Genomic DNA, 15843 nt, shown 5'->3' with positions numbered 1-15843 from the left:
AACATGAACGCCTCTGTCACCTGGCATCCCGTCGCCCCCTCCGCCGAGGTGCGCGCCGGCGCCAACATCGTCGCCGGCTTTGCCGAGGGCCAGGAGCTCGCGCTGTGGCGCGCGGCCGACGGCACGCCGCAGGCCTGGGAGAACCGCTGCCCGCACCGCAGCGTGCGCTTCACGCTCGGCCAGGTGATCGATGACCGCCTGGCCTGCGCGTACCACGGCTGGCAGTACGAGGCCGGCAGCGGCGCGTGCGTGCGCATCCCCGCGCACCCGGCCATGCAGGCGCCGCGCAACGTCTGCGCCAAGGTGTATGCCACGGCGGACGCTGCGGGGATGCTGTGGGTGCGCCTTGCGGCCGATGGCCCGCCCGCACCGCCTGAACTGGCCGCCGCCGTGCCCGCGGGCTGGCACCTCGCCCGCACGCTGACCCTGCGCGCGGCTGCGTCCGGGGTGCGCGATGCGCTCGACCGACGCGGCTTCGCTCCCACGACAGAAACGCCCGGCGCATGGCAAGGCACGCTGGACGGCACGCCCGTCGTAGCGCTGCTACTCGACGCCCAGCCGCAACTGAGCTTCCTGCACCTGTGGGCCGACGCAGCGCCCGGCTCCGACGCGATGGCCCGCGTGCACCTCGCCGCGCGCCAGCTGCGCAGCGAGATCGAAGCCGCTTCATCGCACTGAAAAGAAGAAAGAAAAAATGCCCTTCGTCACCGACGATCCCAACATGCTCGACGACTGGCTCGTCGTCGGCCCCGCCGGCGGATCGCCGCGCACCACACGGCTGCTCGGCGAAACCCTGCACCTGCACACCGACGTCGACGGAACCCCGCACGCGCGCCTCGGCGCCGACACGCTCACCGTGCAGTCGCGCTACGGCTTCCTCTGGGTCTGCCCCAGCGGCCGCCCCGCACGCCCGTTGTTCGCATTCCCCGAGTACGCAGAACCCGGCCGCCGCATCGTCGATTGCGGCGGGCTCGGCGTGGCGGTGTCGGGCCTGCGCGTGATCGAGAACTTCCTGGACATGGCGCACTTTCCCTTCGTGCACCCCGACTACCTCGGCAAAGTGCCGCACACCGAGGTGGCCAAGTACAACGTCGATGTCGATGCCGCCACCGACGAGATCTGGGCCACCGACTGCCGCTTCTGGCAACCGCGCGCCTCGGCCGCCCACGACACGGGCAGCGAGGTGTTCTACAAGTACCGCGTGATGCAGCCCTTCTCGGCCATGCTCTACAAATCGAGCTCCCGCCCCGATGCGCTCGACGCCATCGGCCTCTTCCTGCAACCGGTGGACGACGAGCACGTCATCGCTCACACCCTGCTGGCCTACTTCGACGACGTGTCGACCGACGCCGAACTCATCGCCTTCCAGCACACCATCTTCGGGCAGGACAAGCCGATCCTGGAGAACCACGCCTTCAAGCGCATGCCGCTCGAAGGCCGCGCCGAGACGCCCACGCGCGGCGATACCACCTCCGTCACCTACCGCCGATGGCTGCGCGAGCGCGGCATGCGCTTCGGCACCGTGAGGGTCGCCGCATGACCGTCAGGCTCTACGACTACCCGCTCTCGGGCAACTGCTTCAAGGTGCGCCAGATGCTGCTGTGGCTCGGCGTGGACCACACGAGCGTGCCGGTCGACTTCCATCCCGGGCGCGAACACAAGTCGGCCGACTTCCTCGCGCGGATCAACCCGCTGGGGCAGCTCCCGGTGATCGACGACGAGGGCTTCGTGCTGCGCGACGCACAGGCCATCCTGGTCTACCTCGCGAGCCGCTACGACACCGCCGACCACCGCTGGTACCCCGCCGATCCGAAGCTGCGCGGCCAGGTCGCGATGTGGCTCGCCATGGCCGACGACATCACGCGCACCGCGTCGGCCGCCCGGCTGCACGACGCGCTGGGCTACGAGCACCTGGACATCGACGCCTGCCGGCGCGACGCGCGCGCGGCCTTCCGCGTGCTCGACGATCACCTCGCCGAGCAGCACGCCGCCACCGGCCTGCGCTGGCTTGTGGCGGCGCCCGAGCCGACCATTGCCGACCTCGCCTGCTTCCCGTACGTGGCGCTCGCGGGCGAAGGCGGCATCTCGCTGGACGAGTTTCCCGCGCTGCGCCGCTGGGTCTGGGATTTCCGTCACCTGCCGGGCTTTGTGGGCATGTCGGGTATCTTCCCCGCTGGCCCCGCCTGAAGACCCGTCTGGGTATCCTTGCCCCTTTCGCTCTCCTTCCGCTCACTGAAGAACCCAATCCCATGAAAACCAAAGCCGCCGTCGCCTGGCAAGCAGGCCAACCCCTGACCATCGAAACCGTGGACCTCGAGGGCCCGAAGTTCGGTGAAGTGCTGGTCGAGATCAAGGCCACCGGCATCTGCCACACCGATTACTACACGCTCTCGGGCGCCGACCCCGAAGGCATCTTCCCCGCCATCCTGGGCCATGAAGGCGCGGGCATCGTGGTCGATGTCGGCCCCGGCGTCACCACGCTGAAGAAGGGCGACCACGTCATTCCGCTGTACACGCCCGAATGCCGCCAGTGCAAGTTCTGCCTGAGCCGCAAGACCAACCTGTGCCAGCTGATCCGTGGCACGCAAGGCAAGGGCCTGATGCCCGACGCGACCTCGCGCTTCAGCCTCGACGGCAAGCCCATCTTCCACTACATGGGCACGAGCACCTTCAGCAACTACACGGTCGCGCCCGAGATCTCGCTGGCCAAGATCCGCGAGGACGCGCCCTTCGACAAGGTCTGCTACATCGGCTGCGGCGTCACCACCGGCATCGGCGCAGTGATCTTCACGGCCAAGGTGGAAGCCGGCGCCAACGTGGTGGTGTTCGGCCTGGGCGGCATCGGCCTGAACGTGATCCAGGGCGCCAAGATGGTGGGCGCCGACAAGATCATCGGCGTCGACCTGAACCCCGAGCGCGAAGCCATGGCCCGCCAGTTCGGCATGACGCACTTCATCAACCCCAAGACCACCGAGAACGTGGTCGATGCGATCGTGCAACTGACCGACGGCGGCGCCGACTACAGCTTCGAGTGCATCGGCAACACGCAGGTGATGCGCCAGGCGCTCGAATGCACGCACAAGGGCTGGGGCCGCAGCATCATCATCGGCGTGGCCGAGGCCGGCGCCGAGATCAGCACGCGCCCGTTCCAGCTGGTCACGGGCCGCAAGTGGGAAGGCTCGGCCTTCGGCGGCGCGCGCGGGCGCACCGACGTGCCGAAGATCGTCGACTGGTACATGGAAGGCAAGATCGATATCGACAGCCTCATCACGCACACCATGCCGCTCGAGGACATCAACAAGGGCTTCGAGCTGATGAAGCGCGGCGAGTCGATTCGCGGCGTGGTCATTTACTAACCCCCAGGCTTCGCGCACTTCGTGTCGCTTTGCCAACCCCCTTGCAGGGGGCAACACCTGCGGCCCGGCAAAGCCGGTTCCGCGGTGTTTCTGGAACAGACATCGGCTCGCTCCCAGGAGAGGACCTCGTGATGGAAAGAATGGAACCCCTGCGCAAGATCGAAGCGGGCGTCCTCGAGATCGCCTACTACGAAGCCGGCCCAGCCGACGGCCCGCCCGTGCTGCTGATGCACGGCTTCCCGTACGACATCCACACCTACGCCGAAGTCGCGCCGATGCTGGCCGCGCAGGGCTGCCGCGTGATCGTGCCATACATGCGCGGCTATGGCGCCACGCGCTTCCTCAGCGACACCACGCCGCGTTCGGGCGAACAGGCGGCGTTCGGCGCCGACCTGCTCGCGCTGCTCGACGCGCTGAAGATCAAACGCGCCGTGCTGGCCGGCTACGACTGGGGCGGCCGCGCCGCCTGCGTGGTGGCGGCGCTGTGGCCTGAACGCTGCGCGGGGCTGGTCTCGCTCAACAGCTACAACATCCAGAACATCGCCAAGGCGATGGAACCCGACACGCCCGACAACGAGCACAGCCTCTGGTACCAGTACTACTTCCACAGCGAGCGCGGGCGCGCCGGCCTGCAGAAGGACCGCAAGGCACTCACGAAGCTGCTGTGGAAGCTCTGGTCGCCGACATGGCAATTCGACGACGCCACCTTCGCGCGCAGCGCCGAGGCCTTCGACCACCCGGACTTCGTCGAGGTGGTGATCCATTCATACCGCCACCGCTTCGGCCTGGTGCCCGGCGACCCGGCCTATGCCGACATCGAACGGCGCCTTGCCGCGCAACCGGCGATCAGCGTGCCCGCCATCACCTTCGACGGCATCGACGACGGCGTGCGTCCGCCGGCCGATGCCTCGGCCCATGCCCACCGTTTCAGCGGACCGCGTTCGCACCGCCTCGTACCCGGCGCGGGCCACAACCTGCCGCAGGAAGCGCCGCGCACCTTCGCGGACGCCGTGCTTGAACTTGTGCCCGAACTCGTACCCGTATTGCGCAGCCAGACGACCTCTTCATGACAGACAACACCCCCACCCTCCTTTCCGAACACCACGCCTTCGGCGGCGTGCAGCGCTTCTTCGAGCACCGCTCGCACGAAATCGGCCTGCCGATGCGCTTCTCGGTGTACTTGCCGCCGCAAGCCGCGACCGCGGGCAAGCGCGTGCCAGCCCTGCTCTACCTCGCGGGCCTGACCTGCAACGAGGAAACCTTCGCGGTGAAGGCCGGCGCGCAACGCATGGCCGCGAGCCTGGGCCTGGCGCTCATCGCCCCCGACACCAGCCCGCGCGGCGCCGGCCCCGAGGGCCTGCCGGGCGCCAAGGACAGCTGGGACTTCGGCATCGGCGCCGGCTTCTACCTCGACGCCACCGCCGAGCCCTGGGCCACGCACTGGCGCATGGAAAGCTGGATCGTTCATGAGCTGCTGCCACTGGTGGCGCAGCACCTGCCCATCGACGGCCAGCGCCTGGGCATCTTCGGCCACTCGATGGGCGGCCACGGCGCGCTCACGCTGGCGCTGCGGCACCCGGGGCGCTTCCTGTCGCTCTCGGCCTTCGCGCCGATCTGCGCGCCCACCCAGTGCCCGTGGGGCGAGAAGGCCCTGCGCGGCTACCTGGGCGAGCCCGGCGACGACCGCGCGCAATGGCTGGCGCACGACGCCAGCGCGCTGATGCAATCGCAGACCGTGGCGCCCTATCCGCAGGGCATCCTCATCGACCAGGGCCTGGCCGACAAATTCCTCGCCGAGCAGTTGCACCCCGAGGCCTTCGAGGCCGCCTGCTTTGCCGCCGGCCAGCCGCTCACGCTGCGCCGCCACGCGGGCTACGACCACGGCTACTACTTCATCCAGAGCTTCATGGCGGACCACATCGCGCACCACGCGCAGACACTGAACGGCTGATCCATCCGGGGTGCAGTCCGCGCCCTGCGTGGCTATCATGGTCCGCATGTCCGCCGCCCAGATTCCTGCCTTCGAACTGCGCTCGCGTGAAGGCGGCCCCGAGGAGAACATGGTGCTCGCGGGCATCTGGCGCCGTGCCTGGGTGTCGGCCAACCGGGGCGCCGCGCATGTCGAGCCCATCGGCCACTGGCTGCGCCGCGTGCAGACCGAATTCATCCCACCCGCCGACGTGGTGCTGGCCGAGCGCGACGGCCAGGTGCTGGCCTTCATGGTGCTGCTGACGGGGCGCGAATACGTGGCCCAGCTGTTCGTCGAACCGCACCTGCGCAGCCAGGGCCTGGGCAAGGCGCTGCTCGACGAGGCCTGCGTGCGCATGCCGCACGGCTGGCGGCTGCACGTGGCGGTCACCAACACCGAGGCGCAACGCTTCTACGAACGCTACGGCCTCGTGCGCGGCGCGGTCGACCGGCACCCCGGCAGCGGGCGCGAACGCATCGCCTACCATTGGTCGCCTGCCCGCGCGCCCTGGCGCACGGGCTGACACACCCCCTCCATTTCTCCTGTCCCATGCGCATCCGCATCGACCACATCGCCCTCTGGACCACCGACCTCGAACGCTGCAAGCGCTTCTACGTCGACTACTTCGGCGCCACCGCCGGCGAGGGGTACGTCAACCCGGCCAAGGGCTTCGCCTCGTGCTTCCTGAGCCTGGGCGACGGCGCGCGCATCGAGGCCATGACGACGAGCACCCAATCGCCCGTGGTCGCAGAGCCCGGCGCCCAGCGCATGGGCTGGACGCACCTCGCGATCTCGGTCGGCTCCGACGCCGAGGTCGATGCCCTCACGCAGCGGCTGAAGGCCGACGGCTACCCGCTGCTCGACGGCCCGCGCCGCACCGGTGACGGCTACTACGAGAGCGTGGTGCTCGACCCGGACGGCAACCGCATCGAGATCACGTCATGAGCGTTTTTGTACAGAGCCTGCACGAGACCTTCGAGCGCCTCGGGCGCATCGAGACCCGCCGCATGTTCGGCGGCCACGGCGTGTGGCACGAGGGCCGCATGATCGCGCTCGTCGCCAAGGACACGCTGTACCTCAAGTCCGACGCCGGCAGCGCCGCGCACTTCGACGCGCTGAACCTGCCGCCCTTCACCTACGTGCGCGCGGGCAAGGAGATGCCCATGTCGTACCGGCTGGCGCCGGCCGACCTGTTCGAAGACCGCGAGGAAGCCGCCCGCTGGGGCCGGCTCGCCTATGAAGCCGCCCTGCGCTCGGGCCAGCCGCCGAAGCCGAAGAAGGCCAGAAAGACAGCCGCAAAGGCAGTGACCCGGTGAACGACCACAACCACACCCCCAAGCGCCCGCTCCCGCCGCTGCCCGAACGTGAGCAGATTGCGCTGCTCGATCCGTTCGACAGCCTCGACCTGAAGGACATCGTGGTCGTCGCCTCGCTGGCCGAGGCCGAGCGCGCGGCAGATGCCTTGCTCACTGCGGGCGTGGCGGGCTTCGACACCGAGTCGCGCCCCACCTTCGCGAAGAACGAGGTGTCGACCGGCCCACACGTGGTGCAGTTCGCCACGCGCGACACGGCCTGGCTGTTCCAGCTGCACCGCGACGAATGCAACCCCGTGGTCGCCGGCCTGCTGGCCTCGCGCGAGCTGCGCAAGGTCGGCTTCGGGCTCTCGAGCGACCTGTCGCTCATCAAGCTGCGGCTGGCCATTGCGCCGCAGGCGGTGTTCGACATCGACGACGAATTCCGCCGGCGCGGCTACCGCCGCTCGGTCGGCGTGAAGACGGCGGTGGCGCTGATGTTCAACCGCCGCTTCGCCAAGTCGCGCAAGGCGACCACGTCGAACTGGGCGCACAAGCAGCTCAGCGAATCGCAGATTCGCTATGCCGCCAACGACGCCTGGGCGTCGCTGCGCGTGTTCGACGCGCTCTTTCCGAACGGCTGAGTTCAGTCGCTCAGGCGCTCAATAGCTCAGTCGCGCCCCGCTTCAAGGATGGCCTGCGCCAGCCGCTGCGGGTTCGAGAAGAACATCTCGTGGCTGCCGGGGCACTCCACGAGCCGGAACAGGCCCAGCCGCTCCGACAGCCGCGGATGCCACGGCAGGCTGTGCGGCAGCGCCGTGTCCTGCTGGCAATTGACGTACGACTTGCCCAGCGCCAGCGCCGCCAGCGGCTGCTTCAATTGAATCTTGTCGGTGAAGGTGCGGTACGGGTGCGGGTTCAGCTTGTCGTAGGCGGCCCGCGCCAGCGGGAGGTCGGCATCGTTGATGAAGGCCTCGCGCCAGATCTCGAAGGGCAGCGTCACGGCGTTGCTGTTCGCCCCGGCGATGGCGTCGAACATCGCCACGTAGTGCGGCGGCACCATGTCGTTGAGCGACTCGCCATCGAGCGGCACGAAGGCGTTGATGTAGACCAGCCGGCGCAGCCGCGCCGCGATGCGGTCGGCCACGCCCGAGATCACCATGCCGCCGTAGCTGTGGCCCACGAGCCGCACCTGCGTGAGGTCCTGGCCCTCGATGAAGCGAACGACCGACGCGATGGCGTCGTCCAGGCCGGTGCTCGCGCGGTTGTCACCGGGGTTGTTGCCTGCCACGGTGGGGCAATGCACGGTGTGGCCGGCCGCGCGCAGGCCGTCGGCCACGGCCGCCATTTCAGCGCCGGTGTGCCAGGCGCCATGAACCAGAACATAGGTGTCGGACATGGGTGTCTCCTTCGTTGAGTGCTTCGTTGGGTGATGGACCGAGCGCGACTGTAGAAAGAACCGCGCATCGCGGATGGCCGCCGCCTGCCAAGGTGATGGCCGATTCGCGCCATCGAGGCCCTGGCGGGTTTTCTGCAGGTGTTGGGTTGCTTCGATTCAATAATTCAAAGATACTTGAAATATGGAAGAAAACGATGTGGTCCGCGCGCTGGGCGCGCTCGCGCAACCCGTGCGCCTGCGGGTGTTCCGTGCCCTGGTGGTCGCCGGGCCCGACGGGCTGACGCCGGGCGCACTCGCCGAAGCGCTCGCGGTGTCGGCCACGGGACTGTCCTTCCACCTCAAGGAACTGGTGAACGCGAGCCTCGTCTCGCAGGAGCGGCAGGGGCGCAACCTCATCTACCGCGCGTCGTTCGACCGGATGAACGGCCTGCTCGGCTACCTCACCGAGAACTGCTGCCAAGGGGAGCCCTGTCTCCCGGCGGGTGCGACACAGGCCTGCGACTGCTGAGATGAAAACCCGTGCCCTCGCACGCCGCGCGCGTGCGCCCCGGCACGCACACGCCCTGAAAAGAACATGACCGCCGCCCTCCTCATCTTCGCCTGCACCCTCGTGCTCGTCATCTGGCAGCCACGCGGCCTGGGCATCGGTTGGAGCGCCTCGCTGGGCGCCGTCCTCGCCCTGCTCTTCGGCGTGGTTCAACTCGCCGACATCCCCGTCGTCTGGGCCATCGTCTGGAATGCCACCGCGACCTTCATCGCCGTCATCCTCATCAGCCTGCTGCTCGACGAAGCCGGGTTCTTCGAATGGGCCGCCCTGCACGTGGCCCGCTGGGGGCGCGGCAACGGTCGCAGGCTGTTCGCCTTCATCGTGCTGCTGGGCGCCGCGGTCTCGGCCCTGTTCGCCAACGACGGTGCGGCACTGATCCTCACACCCATCGTGATGGCGATGCTCGCGGCGCTCGGCTTCTCGCCCGCCGCCACGCTGGCCTTCGTGATGGCCGCGGGCTTCATCGCCGACACGGCCAGCCTGCCGCTGATCGTCTCCAACCTCGTGAACATCGTGTCGGCCGACTTCTTCGGCATCGGCTTCAACGCATACGCCTCGGTGATGGTGCCGGTGAACCTCGCGGCCGTGCTCGCAAGCCTGGGGGTGCTGCTGTGGTGCTTCCGGCGCGACATTCCCGCGCGCTACGACATGGCCCGCCTCAAGGCGCCGGCCGATGCCATCCGCGACCGCGACACCTTCCGCGCCGGCTGGGTCGTGCTCGCGCTGCTGCTCGTGGGCTTCTTCGGCCTGGAGCCGCTGGGCGTTCCGGTGAGCGCCGTGGCCGCCTTCGGCGCCGTGATCCTGCTCGCGGTGGCGGCGCGCGGTCCGGTGATCGGCACGCGCCAGGTGCTGCGCGGCGCGCCCTGGCAGATCGTGGTCTTCTCGCTGGGCATGTACCTCGTGGTCTACGGGCTGCGCAACGCCGGGTTGACCGGGCAGATCGCCACGCTGCTGAACGTGTTCGCGCAAGGCGGCATCTGGGGCGCGGCCATGGGCACGGGCTTTCTCGCGGCGGTGCTCTCCTCGGTCATGAACAACATGCCCACGGTGCTGGTGGGCGCACTGTCGATCGAGGCCTCGGGCGCGGTCGGTGCCGTGAAGGAAGCCATGGTCTATGCCAACGTGATCGGCTGCGACCTCGGCCCGAAGATCACGCCCATCGGCAGCCTCGCGACGCTGCTGTGGCTGCACGTGCTCGCCAGGAAGGGCATGACCATCACCTGGGGCCACTACTTCCGCATCGGGATCGTGCTGACGCTTCCCGTGCTGGCCGCGACGCTCGCCGCGCTGGCATTGCGCCTCAGCCTCGGCTGATCCATCTTCCTTTCTTCTTCGAACGAGGCCCGCCATGAGCGACATCACGATCTATCACAACCCCGCCTGCGGCACCTCGCGCAACGTGCTCGCGCTGATCCGCAACACCGGCGACGAGCCCACCGTCATCGAGTACCTGAAGACCCCGCCCGACCGCGCCACGCTCGTGCAACTGATCGCGGCGATGGGCATGCCCGTTCGCGACGTGCTGCGCCAGAAAGGCACGCCCTATGACGAGCTCGGCCTGGGCGACACGAAGTGGAGCGACGACCAGCTCATCGACTTCATGCTGCAGCATCCGATCCTCATCAATCGGCCCATCGTCGTCACGCCGCTGGGCACGCGCCTGTGCCGGCCGTCCGAAGCGGTGCTCGACATCCTGCCGAAGCCGCAGCAAGGCGCCTTCGCCAAGGAAGACGGCGAAGCCGTGATCGACGCGAAGGGCCAGCGTGTCGCCAAGCCCTGAACTCCCTCACCTCGACGCCGACGCTTTCCGCATCCCCGGCCTGCAGGAGCTGCAGCCCACCGCGCGCGCTACGCATGCGCCGCGCATCCTGCTGCTGTACGGGTCGCTGCGCGAACGCTCCTACAGCCGCCTGTTGACCGAAGAGGCCGCGCGCCTGCTGCGCGCGATGGGTGCCGAGCCCCGCATCTACGACCCGCGCGGACTGCCCCTGCCCGACGGGGAACCCGAAGACCATCCCAAGGTGCAGGAGCTGCGCACGCTGGCGCAATGGGCCGAGGGCATGGTGTGGACCTCGCCTGAACGCCACGGCGCGATGACCGGGATCATGAAGGCGCAGATCGACTGGATTCCGCTGGCTGTCGGCTCGGTGCGGCCCACGCAGGGCAAGACACTGGCGGTGATGGAGGTCTCGGGCGGCTCGCAGTCGTTCAACGCGGTGAACCAGCTGCGCGTGCTCGGGCGTTGGATGCGCATGATCACCATCCCCAACCAGTCCTCGGTGGCCAAGGCCTTTCTCGAGTTCGACGACGCGGGCCGCATGAAACCCTCGCCGTACTACGAACGCGTGGTCGACGTGATGGAAGAGCTGGTGAAGTTCACGCTGCTCACGCGCGACTGCGCGAGCTACCTGGTCGACCGCTACAGCGAACGGCGCGAGAGCGCGGAAGCGCTGTCCAGGCGCGTGAACCTGCGCAGCATCTAGATACAGGCCAGGCAGGCTTCTTGCAACGGGGACGCCCGTTGCCCGGGCAATTCCCATGGCGGCGCGCAGCGCATCGACGTAGATTCCTGCGCAGAACGAAAGAGCCGGTCGCCGCCGCCTCCCCCCACTTTGGCCCCGCAGGAGTGTCCATGGACGCATGGTCGAGTCAGCAACTGTCCCCGCTGTACAGGCGCGAGGTCTTCCGCTCGCGCGAGGCCGAAGAAACCGATGCGCGCGTGGCCCGCGAACTGAAGCCGCACCGCAGCGTGTGGGGGTCGGGCGATGTCGATGCCATCTTCTGCCGCGCCGAGATGAGCGCACTGTCGCTGTGCATCCTGCGCTACGGGTGCGATGTCGACATCGAGCCTGACGCGCTCGGCAACTTCGTGCTCGTGCAGATGCCGCTGCGGGGCCACGCGGACATCCACACCGGCGGCCAGACATTGCAGATCCATCCCGGGCAGGGCGCCATCATTTCCGCCCACAAGCCCGTGCGGCTGCGCTGGCATGCCGACTGCGAACAGCTGATGCTGAAGATCGAGCTCAGCCGCCTGCAGGAGGTTGCGCGCCATGCCTTCGCCCTGCGCGGTGGCGATTCCGTGGACGAGATCGATTTCGACATGCCCCTTCGCCTCGACGACACGGCCGGCACGCAGTGGTGCCGCATGGTTGCGAGCCTGGCCTCGCTGCTGCCACCCCACGAATCCGAACGCTACGACCCGCGCTGGCTCGCGCACTGCGAAGACAACCTCATGCTCTACCTGCTGTGCCACCGGCCGAACTCGGTGCTGCAGCGGCATGCCGATGCACAACGCGGATCGGAAGAAACCAGCCTGCGGCAGCTGCGGCGGGCCGAGGAGTTCATGCGCGAGCGGCTCGACTCGCTGCTGTCGCTGGAAGACGTGGCCCGGGCCGCGGGCGTCACGCGCCGCGGGCTGGCCCTGCTCTTTCGGCGCTACCGCGACCTCTCGCCCGGCGAGGTGCTGCGCAACATGCGGCTGGACGCCGCGCATGCGCAACTGGCGCGGCACGACGGCGCCAGCGTCACCGAAGTGGCGCTGAGCTGCGGCTTCTCGCACCTCAGCCGCTTTGCCGCCTGCTACCGCGAGCGCTTCGGCCAGCTGCCGCGCGACACCTCGCGCGATCCCGCGCGGCTCCCGACCGCGCGGCACTGAACACGCATCCTCAGGACTTCATCGCGCACTGGGCAGCGGTGCGGTCCTGGTAGCGCTCGAGCACGGTGCCGATCACCTTGTTCGCAATGCGCCCGTTGGCGTCCTTGGCGATCACGCGCAGGTAGTAGTTCTGGATCGGGAAGTTGTTCGGGCCGTAGCGGAAGTCGCCGCGCACCGACTTGTAGTTGGCCGCCTTGATCGCCTTGAGCAGCGCGGGCTTGTCGGCCACCTTGCCGCCGACGTCGCGCACGGCCGCATCCATGGCCATCAGCACGTCGTAGGCCTGGCCGGCATAGAACGATGGATTGCGTCCGTTGTTCTGCTGGCGGAATGCCGTCACGAAGCGCTGGTTGGCGGCGTTGTCGAGGTCGAACGACCAGTGCGCGGTGTTGAACAGGCCGAGCATCGGCTCGCCGACGGCGGGGATCATGTCCTCGTCGGCGGAGAAGGCGGTGGAGATCAGCGCCACGTCCTTCGACAGCCCGGCGGCGACGAACTGTTTGATGAAGCTCACGCCCATGGCGCCGGGCAGGAAGAAGTACAGCGCATCGGGCTTCGATGCGCGGATCTGCGCCAGCTCCGCCGCGTAGTCGAGCTGCCCGAGCTTGGTGTACAGCTCGTCGCCCACGCCGCCCTTGAAGGTGTGCTTGAACCCATTGATGGCGTCCTTGCCGCCGGGGTAACTGGGCGCGATCATCGCCACCTTCTTGAAGCCCTTGTCCGAAGCGAACTTGCCGGCCGATTCGTAGTACGCATCGTTCGGGTACGAGGCACCGAAGAAGTACGGGTTGCAGCGCGCACCCGAATAGTCGCTCGGGCCGGTGTTGCTCGACAGGTAGGGCACCTTGGCCGCGAAGAGCGGTGGGCCCACGGCCAGTGCGACCGACGAGCCGACGGGCCCGGTGAACAGGTCGATCTTGTCGCGCAGCAGCATGCGTTCGACCACCTGGCGGGCCGCCTCGGGGTTGCCTGCCGTGTCGGCCTCGACGAACTCCACCGGCACGCCGCCGAGCTTGCCGCCCAACTGCTTGATCGCGACGGCGAAGCCGGCCTTGGCCTCCGCGCCGCCGACGGCGAAGGGACCGGACAGGTCCATCGCCAGGCCGACTTTCACGGGCTGCGCAGTCTGCGCCTGCGAGGGCGATGCCAGCGCGCCCACCAGGACGGTGAGCGCGCACAAGACGGATCGGGACGTGGCCTGCGACATGAAGGATCTCCTCAAGGGATGGTTTCGTTGAACGTGGGTGAGGGCAATGCAGGCCGCAGTCTCTGTGCGGCGGCGGCACGCCGCTATCCGTTTCGTGCGGCCGAAGCGGCTGCACGAAATGGACAGACAAGGCGCCGGCACGCTCCACAGAATCGCCGCCGACCCCACCACTTCACGAGACGAACCGATGAGCGACACCATCGACATCCCCGCCGGCGACGGCACCCAGACCTTTCGCGGCTACCTGGCTCTGCCCGCCTCGGGGCGCGGCCCCGGCATCGTGCTGTGCCAGGAGATCTTCGGCATCAACGACTACGTGCGCGAGGTGGCCGATCTCTACGCCGAAGAAGGCTACGTGGTGCTCGCGCCCGACCTGTTCTGGCGCATGGAGCCCGGCGTCGAGCTGGGCTACTCGCCGGAAGACTGGCAGCGGGCCTTCGGTTTCTTCCAGAAGTTCGACATCGACGCCGGCGTGGCCGACGTCACGGCGAGCGTGAAGGCGCTGCGCGCCCACCCGGCCTGCACCGGCAAGGTCGGCGCCTTGGGCTTCTGCCTCGGCGGCAAGCTCGCGTACCTGGCGGCCGCGCACTCCGGCGTGGACGCGGCTGTGGGCTACTACGGCGTGGGCATCGAAGGCGCGCTCGACCTGGTGCCGAAGATCGAGTGTCCGATCGCCCTGCACTTCGCACAGCTCGACCAGTTCTGTCCGCCCGAGGCCCGCGCCCAGGTGCTCGAAGCCTTCGCCGGCAAGCCGGGTGCGCAGATGTACGTGTACCCCGACGTCGACCACGCCTTCGCGCGCACCGGCGGCGACCATTTCGACAAGCCCTCCACGCTCATGGCGCACCAGCGCTCGATGGCGCTGTTCAAGGAAGCGATCGGCCCGGTCTACGACCTCTCGGCGCTGTGGGACAAGCACTGCGAGTACGAGTTCGCCACGCGCGACGTGGTCGCCACCATGGCCACGATGGTGAGCGAGCCCTACGTGAATCACATTCCGACGATGACCGGCGGCGTGGGCGCGAAGGAGTTGTCGCGCTTCTACAAGCACCACTTCATTCCGAGCACGCCGCCCGACACGCGGCTCACGCCGATCTCGCGCACGGTGGGCGCGACACAGATCGTGGACGAGATGCTCTTCTGCTTCACCCACACGGTCGAGATCGACTGGATGCTCCCGGGCATCGCGCCCACCGGCAAGCCGGTGGAGATTCCGCTCGTGGCCATCGTGAAGTTTCGCGGCGACAAGCTCTACCACGAGCACATCTACTGGGACCAGGCCAGCGTGCTGGTGCAGATCGGCCTGCTCGATGCGAAGGGCCTGCCGGTGGCCGGCGCCGAGACCGCACGCAAGCTGGTCGACGAGACGCAACCGTCGAACACGCTGATGCCGCGCTGGGAAAAATCGACCGCGCTCACCATCGCCGACCCGGCGCTGCCCTTGGGATGAGCGGCGCCCCCGACATGCTGACGCTGGTCGTGGCCTCGGTCACGCCGCTCACGCCGGCCATCAAGGCCTTCGTGCTGCGCTCGGCGAACGGCGAGCCCCTGCCGCCGTTCACGCCGGGCGCGCACCTGGGCGTGCAGGTGGTGCAGGCCAACGGCCGCACGGGGCAACGCGCCTACTCGCTCGCCAGACCGCACGACGGGTCGGACCGGTGCGAGATCGCGGTGCTGTGCGAGCCCCAGGGCGCGGGCGGTTCGACCTGGATGCACGCGCTGCAACCCGGCGCCGCGCTGGCCGCGCACGCGCCGCGCAACGACTTCGCCTTGCACGCGGGCAGCGCGCCGCCGCTGCTCATTGCCGGCGGCATCGGTATCACGCCGCTGCTGTGCATGGCCCGGTCGCTCGCGGCTGAAGATCGCCCCTTCGAATTCTTCTACGCCACGCGCAGCGAGGAGGCCACGGCCTACCTGGACGAGGTGCGCGCGCTCGGAGGCACCGTGCGGCACGACGGCGGCGACCCGGCGCGCGGCCTCGACCTGCGCGCGCTGCTGGTCGCGCCCACGCCCGGGCGCCACCTGCATGTGTGCGGCCCGCGCGGCATGGTGCAGGCGGTGGTCGACACGGCCCGCGCGCTCGGTTGGTCCGACGACCACGTGCACTTCGAACTTTTCGCCGGCGCCATCGAGCAGGCGGGCGATGCGCCCTTCGAGGTGCGCACGCTGCGCTCGGGCAAGACGCTGACCGTGGCGCCCGACCAGAGCCTGCTCGACGTGCTCATCGCCGCAGGCCTGGACCCGCTGTACGACTGCCGCCAGGGTGATTGCGGCGTGTGCGCGGTCGACGTGGTCGAGGGCGTGCCCGACCATCGCGACCACAACCTCAGTCCGCGCGAGAAGGCGGAAGGCAAGACCCTGTGCACCTGCGTGTCGCGCGCGAAGACGCAGCACCTGGTGCTCGACATCTGATGA

General features: G+C 68.6%; 19 protein-coding genes. 17 read left to right on the top strand and 2 right to left on the bottom strand.

Annotated elements, in window-relative coordinates:
* The first annotated feature begins 3 nt into the window (after window positions 1-3).
* From D3H34_RS24405 to D3H34_RS24360, 10 genes are all read left to right on the top strand, one after another.
* On the top strand, window positions 4-678 hold the full coding sequence (locus tag D3H34_RS24405) for a Rieske (2Fe-2S) protein (protein ID WP_119556826.1): 675 nt from the start codon (window positions 4-6) through the stop codon (window positions 676-678).
* A 16-nt stretch (window positions 679-694) separates the two neighbouring features.
* Window positions 695-1540: an aromatic ring-hydroxylating oxygenase subunit alpha gene (locus D3H34_RS24400; RefSeq protein ID WP_119556825.1), complete on the top strand. Its 846-nt coding sequence runs from the start codon at window positions 695-697 to the stop codon at window positions 1538-1540.
* Entirely contained in the window at window positions 1537-2187 is a 651-nt protein-coding gene (locus tag D3H34_RS24395) for a glutathione S-transferase family protein (protein WP_119556824.1), read from the top strand. Before D3H34_RS24400 ends, D3H34_RS24395 begins: the two co-directional genes overlap by 4 nt.
* 62 nt (window positions 2188-2249) lie before the next feature.
* On the top strand, window positions 2250-3356 hold the full coding sequence (locus D3H34_RS24390; RefSeq protein WP_119556823.1) for an S-(hydroxymethyl)glutathione dehydrogenase/class III alcohol dehydrogenase: 1107 nt from the start codon (window positions 2250-2252) through the stop codon (window positions 3354-3356).
* 131 nt (window positions 3357-3487) lie between these two features.
* Window positions 3488-4426 (top strand): alpha/beta fold hydrolase, encoded by a 939-nt coding sequence (locus D3H34_RS24385; protein WP_119556822.1) that lies wholly within the window; start codon window positions 3488-3490, stop codon window positions 4424-4426.
* On the top strand, window positions 4423-5307 hold the full coding sequence (fghA, locus tag D3H34_RS24380) for an S-formylglutathione hydrolase (protein ID WP_119556821.1): 885 nt from the start codon (window positions 4423-4425) through the stop codon (window positions 5305-5307). The genes D3H34_RS24385 and fghA overlap by 4 nt, the downstream gene beginning before the upstream one ends.
* A gap of 46 nt (window positions 5308-5353) precedes the next feature.
* Window positions 5354-5848: a GNAT family N-acetyltransferase gene (locus D3H34_RS24375; RefSeq protein WP_286186178.1), complete on the top strand. Its 495-nt coding sequence runs from the start codon at window positions 5354-5356 to the stop codon at window positions 5846-5848.
* Window positions 5849-5874: 26 nt separating this feature from the next.
* Entirely contained in the window at window positions 5875-6270 is a 396-nt protein-coding gene (locus D3H34_RS24370; RefSeq protein WP_286186177.1) for a VOC family protein, read from the top strand.
* The gene (locus D3H34_RS24365; RefSeq protein WP_119556819.1) at window positions 6267-6641 is read left to right on the top strand and encodes a TfoX/Sxy family protein; all 375 of its coding nucleotides are present in this window, start codon (window positions 6267-6269) and stop codon (window positions 6639-6641) included. The genes D3H34_RS24370 and D3H34_RS24365 overlap by 4 nt, the downstream gene beginning before the upstream one ends.
* Window positions 6638-7261 (top strand): 3'-5' exonuclease, encoded by a 624-nt coding sequence (locus D3H34_RS24360; protein WP_119556818.1) that lies wholly within the window; start codon window positions 6638-6640, stop codon window positions 7259-7261. The genes D3H34_RS24365 and D3H34_RS24360 overlap by 4 nt, the downstream gene beginning before the upstream one ends.
* Window positions 7262-7287: 26 nt before the next feature.
* Here D3H34_RS24360 and D3H34_RS24355 read toward each other — a convergent pair whose 3' ends face one another.
* A complete protein-coding gene (locus tag D3H34_RS24355; protein ID WP_119556817.1) occupies window positions 7288-8016 on the bottom strand; it encodes an alpha/beta fold hydrolase in 729 nt (242 codons plus the stop codon).
* Window positions 8017-8197: 181 nt separating this feature from the next.
* Here D3H34_RS24355 and D3H34_RS24350 point away from each other — a divergent pair, with 181 nt between their 5' ends.
* The 5 genes from D3H34_RS24350 (at window position 8198) to D3H34_RS24330 (ending at window position 12221) form a co-directional block, all read left to right on the top strand.
* Window positions 8198-8524 carry an ArsR/SmtB family transcription factor gene (locus tag D3H34_RS24350; RefSeq protein ID WP_119556816.1) on the top strand — a complete coding sequence of 109 codons (327 nt, stop codon included), beginning with the start codon at window positions 8198-8200 and terminating at the stop codon, window positions 8522-8524.
* 66 nt (window positions 8525-8590) lie between these two features.
* Window positions 8591-9877 (top strand): arsenic transporter, encoded by a 1287-nt coding sequence (locus tag D3H34_RS24345; RefSeq protein ID WP_119556815.1) that lies wholly within the window; start codon window positions 8591-8593, stop codon window positions 9875-9877.
* 34 nt (window positions 9878-9911) lie between these two features.
* Window positions 9912-10343: an arsenate reductase (glutaredoxin) gene (gene arsC / locus D3H34_RS24340; protein ID WP_119556814.1), complete on the top strand. Its 432-nt coding sequence runs from the start codon at window positions 9912-9914 to the stop codon at window positions 10341-10343.
* Window positions 10327-11046, top strand: a complete 720-nt coding sequence (gene arsH / locus D3H34_RS24335; protein ID WP_119556813.1) for an arsenical resistance protein ArsH — start codon at window positions 10327-10329, stop codon at window positions 11044-11046. The genes arsC and arsH overlap by 17 nt, the downstream gene beginning before the upstream one ends.
* A 149-nt stretch (window positions 11047-11195) precedes the next feature.
* On the top strand, window positions 11196-12221 hold the full coding sequence (locus tag D3H34_RS24330; RefSeq protein ID WP_119556812.1) for an AraC family transcriptional regulator: 1026 nt from the start codon (window positions 11196-11198) through the stop codon (window positions 12219-12221).
* Window positions 12222-12231: 10 nt separating this feature from the next.
* Here the strand turns inward: D3H34_RS24330 and D3H34_RS24325 are convergent, their stop codons facing one another.
* Window positions 12232-13428 carry an ABC transporter substrate-binding protein gene (locus tag D3H34_RS24325; protein ID WP_119556811.1) on the bottom strand — a complete coding sequence of 399 codons (1197 nt, stop codon included), beginning with the start codon at window positions 13426-13428 and terminating at the stop codon, window positions 12232-12234.
* A gap of 187 nt (window positions 13429-13615) precedes the next feature.
* Here D3H34_RS24325 and D3H34_RS24320 point away from each other — a divergent pair, with 187 nt between their 5' ends.
* Window positions 13616-14878, top strand: a complete 1263-nt coding sequence (locus tag D3H34_RS24320) for a dienelactone hydrolase family protein (RefSeq protein ID WP_119556810.1) — start codon at window positions 13616-13618, stop codon at window positions 14876-14878.
* The gene (locus D3H34_RS24315) at window positions 14875-15840 is read left to right on the top strand and encodes a PDR/VanB family oxidoreductase (RefSeq protein WP_119556809.1); all 966 of its coding nucleotides are present in this window, start codon (window positions 14875-14877) and stop codon (window positions 15838-15840) included. Before D3H34_RS24320 ends, D3H34_RS24315 begins: the two co-directional genes overlap by 4 nt.
* Window positions 15841-15843 lie beyond the last annotated feature (3 nt).

This window comes from Acidovorax cavernicola, assembly GCF_003581445.1.
The sequence above is the reverse complement of the archived record's forward strand: the minus strand, read 5'-3'. Positions and strand labels throughout refer to the sequence as shown.

What these genes read in the sequence shown, in the direction of transcription:
- D3H34_RS24405 (WP_119556826.1), top strand. Translation starts at nt 4, where the DNA reads ATGAACGCCTCTGTCACCTGGCATCCCGTCGCCCCCTCCGCCGAGGTG.
- D3H34_RS24400 (WP_119556825.1), top strand. Translation starts at nt 695, where the DNA reads ATGCCCTTCGTCACCGACGATCCCAACATGCTCGACGACTGGCTCGTC.
- D3H34_RS24395 (WP_119556824.1), top strand. Translation starts at nt 1,537, where the DNA reads ATGACCGTCAGGCTCTACGACTACCCGCTCTCGGGCAACTGCTTCAAG.
- D3H34_RS24390 (WP_119556823.1), top strand. Translation starts at nt 2,250, where the DNA reads ATGAAAACCAAAGCCGCCGTCGCCTGGCAAGCAGGCCAACCCCTGACC.
- D3H34_RS24385 (WP_119556822.1), top strand. Translation starts at nt 3,488, where the DNA reads ATGGAAAGAATGGAACCCCTGCGCAAGATCGAAGCGGGCGTCCTCGAG.
- fghA (WP_119556821.1), top strand. Translation starts at nt 4,423, where the DNA reads ATGACAGACAACACCCCCACCCTCCTTTCCGAACACCACGCCTTCGGC.
- D3H34_RS24375 (WP_286186178.1), top strand. Translation starts at nt 5,354, where the DNA reads ATGTCCGCCGCCCAGATTCCTGCCTTCGAACTGCGCTCGCGTGAAGGC.
- D3H34_RS24370 (WP_286186177.1), top strand. Translation starts at nt 5,875, where the DNA reads ATGCGCATCCGCATCGACCACATCGCCCTCTGGACCACCGACCTCGAA.
- D3H34_RS24365 (WP_119556819.1), top strand. Translation starts at nt 6,267, where the DNA reads ATGAGCGTTTTTGTACAGAGCCTGCACGAGACCTTCGAGCGCCTCGGG.
- D3H34_RS24355 (WP_119556817.1), bottom strand. Translation starts at nt 8,016, where the DNA reads ATGTCCGACACCTATGTTCTGGTTCATGGCGCCTGGCACACCGGCGCT.
- D3H34_RS24350 (WP_119556816.1), top strand. Translation starts at nt 8,198, where the DNA reads ATGGAAGAAAACGATGTGGTCCGCGCGCTGGGCGCGCTCGCGCAACCC.
- D3H34_RS24345 (WP_119556815.1), top strand. Translation starts at nt 8,591, where the DNA reads ATGACCGCCGCCCTCCTCATCTTCGCCTGCACCCTCGTGCTCGTCATC.
- arsC (WP_119556814.1), top strand. Translation starts at nt 9,912, where the DNA reads ATGAGCGACATCACGATCTATCACAACCCCGCCTGCGGCACCTCGCGC.
- D3H34_RS24330 (WP_119556812.1), top strand. Translation starts at nt 11,196, where the DNA reads ATGGACGCATGGTCGAGTCAGCAACTGTCCCCGCTGTACAGGCGCGAG.
- D3H34_RS24325 (WP_119556811.1), bottom strand. Translation starts at nt 13,428, where the DNA reads ATGTCGCAGGCCACGTCCCGATCCGTCTTGTGCGCGCTCACCGTCCTG.
- D3H34_RS24320 (WP_119556810.1), top strand. Translation starts at nt 13,616, where the DNA reads ATGAGCGACACCATCGACATCCCCGCCGGCGACGGCACCCAGACCTTT.
- D3H34_RS24315 (WP_119556809.1), top strand. Translation starts at nt 14,875, where the DNA reads ATGAGCGGCGCCCCCGACATGCTGACGCTGGTCGTGGCCTCGGTCACG.